This window comes from Pedobacter sp. 01N416 (assembly GCF_056399685.1).
This window is the reverse complement of record NZ_JBFTRT010000581.1, coordinates 1-3,121: the sequence shown is the minus strand read 5'-3', so window position 1 is coordinate 3,121 and position 3,121 is coordinate 1. Positions and strand designations below refer to the sequence as shown.

The 3,121-nt window shown below is 38.4% G+C and carries 3 protein-coding genes; all 3 read right to left on the bottom strand.

Annotated elements, in window-relative coordinates; all coding sequences use genetic code 11:
• Positions 1–162 precede the first annotated feature (162 nt).
• Positions 163–1,149, bottom strand: coding sequence for a basic secretory protein-like protein (locus tag AC1DND_RS24000; protein ID WP_477585088.1), 987 nt, complete (start codon positions 1,147–1,149; stop codon positions 163–165).
• A gap of 276 nt (positions 1,150–1,425) precedes the next feature.
• Positions 1,426–2,307, bottom strand: coding sequence for an ROK family protein (locus AC1DND_RS23995; protein WP_477585087.1), 882 nt, complete (start codon positions 2,305–2,307; stop codon positions 1,426–1,428).
• A 68-nt stretch (positions 2,308–2,375) separates the two neighbouring features.
• A partial coding sequence (locus AC1DND_RS23990; protein ID WP_477585086.1) for a GH92 family glycosyl hydrolase occupies positions 2,376–3,121 on the bottom strand: 746 nt, incomplete at its 5' end.

The following is a 3,121-nucleotide window of genomic DNA, read 5'->3' as shown; positions in this document are numbered from 1 at the left end:
GACTAATACGACCACAAGTTCTGTGAACTAGAGATGACGGAAGTTCACCCTGCCTTTTATTTAAACGCTTACCAAGCTTTCTTCTTGTAATACTATTTACAAGAAGAAAAATCAGTCCGATAAACCAAAGGAGATGACGGCCGTTCCATGTAGATCAATTTCTTATTTTTTGCTGCTGTAAGTAAGGCTTACCTTTTGTGGTTCTTTGCTGTAATCTTCCCATAGCTGGTCGACAGTTTTTCCGGTTAAGGCTGCCCAAGATTCCTCCTTGTATTGATGCGCTCTTAACTGTTGATCTAAAGTAGCAATTAAGCCAGGTTTCACATTTTGCTCTAACCATGCAAAAAACCTCGCGGTAATACGATAACTATTTTTATAACCCTGCTTTGCATTATAATCTGGCAAACTCCATTTCGAGCCTACATTATCAACACCATATTTATAACGTACATAATCGGCAATACCTTCGGTTAGCCAAACCGGACCAGCACTATAGCCATAACCCTGAACAATGTGCATGGTTTCGTGCGTTACCACATCAATATCGGTTGGATGTGCTTTTTTCATGTAAGCAGCACTAAACAAAATTCTATTTCCGCTTGCTTCTGCAACTGCTTTGTAAGCTGTATCCACCACAAATAACACATCGTGGGTAGATTTATCGTTAAATGTTTTAACCAGGGTTGGGTAGATTTCGAAATAAGTAGCAATTAACTTCTTTCTTACGGTCGGATCTAAATTTGGATCTTTGCTGATAAATGTTAATTCATACCCTTTGTGTTTTTCTTTACTGTAAGAAACCCAGTTTTTTGAGAGTGCAGAAAACATTTCCTTTTGGATTTTCTCTTGAGATTTGTTTTTAACCCATTGGCTGTTTACTTTAATTTCTCCAGCTTTAGCCTGTATTGTTGATGTTTCTTCCGTTACCAAATCTAACATTACATCTCTTTTGGTACGGTATCCATCTGCCTGGGCAAATTTTGGATAAACCTGAAAAAAAGCAGCCTTTAGTTTGTCATCCACGATAGCATTTGTTACGCTATCTTTATCATTGATGGTAATCTTGTATTCTCGTTGCCCCCGGTTTTGAGCAAAAGCCTTTGCCCCTAAAAAAGAAGCCAGTGCAATGACTAAAAGTTTCTGATTCATTTGTTTGTTGGTGTGTATTTTTAATTGAAATATTTTAAAAATCTAAAAGTGATTTAACGTTATACTAAAACGTTTTATTAAGCAATAATAAGCATAATATCGCAGATGAAAAATTAATTCCTTTTTTTGATAAATTAAGGCAAAAAGATCAATAATAAAATATACGAATAACAAACAGGATTGCCACGAAAAAGGGCGTTATGTGGTAGAGCAAGACAAAAGAGGAGCAGACTGCGGGACTAATTATGTAAGTCATCACCCGCAGTCCTCTCCTTATTAAGTTAAGCTTAAATCGCAGCAACTTGCAGCACCAATCAACGCTGCATGTTCTTTAAGCTCGGATATTTTTATTTCCGTGTCGATGTCGTTACCTTTTAAGGTTGCGATCAACTCGGGTGCAAAAGCACTAAAAGATTGCGCAATATTACCACCAACAATTACAGTATCTATTTTGTGTTTCTTAATAATAGGAATCAAGAACTGCGCGAGGTTATAACCAAATTCCATAAATACCCGGGTGGCAAAATGATCGGTTTCTACCATTTCCACCAATTCTTTCACGCCATCTACCGTTTTGCCGCTAAGCTGGTTAAAACGTTTTACGAACCAGCGAGTAGAAAGGTAATCTTCCGCAATTCCGTCTAAAAATTCGGAGTTCCAGAGGTCAGCATCAAAAGCTTTATCATTATAATTGAGACAAAGCGATGAGCCGAGKCCCGTACCAAGCGTTAAGCCCAGCACACTGGCATTTCCTTTGGCAGCGCCAGCAAAAACCTCACCTTGTAAAAAACCTGCTGCATCGTTTATAAAGTGAATATTCTCTACAGGGATATCCAGTCGTTTAGCCAGCTCTTCTTTTACATTGATCTGGTAAAGTGATTTAAACTTATCCTGGTCTTTAATTAATGAAATGCCTTCACTATAATTAAAAGGACCAGGCATAGCAATTCCAACATTCCGGGCACCGTTTTTAATATTTTTAAAAGCCTTATTGATGATATCGCACCATGCCGATAAAATCACTTCTTTACTCTCCTGCGAATTCACAGGGCTACGTTTGATGGAATCCTTCACCAAAGTTCTCGTTTCTAAATCCACCAATGCGGCCGTAATATGCGAGCCGCCAATATCTACACCTAATGCAACAGGCTTTTCCATTCTATATATATTTCTGTTATCTATTCTTTATAATCTGAATTAATTCGCCAAAAGTAGCAATTCAATATCTATTTACTGATTGAAAATGGCTTATCTTCTTCTAATAATCCTCTATTTAACGAAGGTTTAACATTCATCTCTAATTTTAACACCCCTCCTTTTAACAAATCGTTATGGTTTATAAAATTTTTAGTATAATTTTTACCATTTAAGCTTGCCGATTTTATATAAACATTGGCAGCATTATTGGCGGGTGCCTCAATCACGAATTTTTTGCCGTTTTCTAAATTAATAGTCGTTTTTTTAAACATTGGGCTTCCTAAAACGTACTCCCCAGTACCTGGCGTTACGCTGTAAAACCCTAGTGCGCTTAAAACATACCACGATGAAGTTTGCCCCTGGTCTTCGTCTCCAGGATAACCATTTTCTGTGGCATCGTACAGTTTATGCATCACCTTACGGGCATAAAATTGTGCTTTCCAGGGTTGGTTGGCATAATTATACAAATACACCATGTGCTGTATCGGTTGATTTCCATGTGCATATTGGCCCATATTGGCCATTACCATTTCGGTCATTTCATGGATCATCCCGCCATACGAACCCACATTTACTTTATTAGGTTCGCTGAAAACAGAATCGAGCTTGGCGATAAAATTGCTTTTCCCGCCCATCAAATTAATTAAACCTTTGGTATCTTGAAAAACCGACCATTGCCAATGCCAGGCATTTCCTTCGGTGAACGGGCCTCCCCATTCCGTTGGGTCGAAATTTGGCGACCATTTTCCCTCTGCGTTCCTACCCGTTCCTACCC

Coding starts and splice junctions, on each gene's coding strand:
- AC1DND_RS24000 (WP_477585088.1), bottom strand. CDS start 1,149: ATGAATCAGAAACTTTTAGTCATTGCACTGGCTTCTTTTTTAGGGGCA.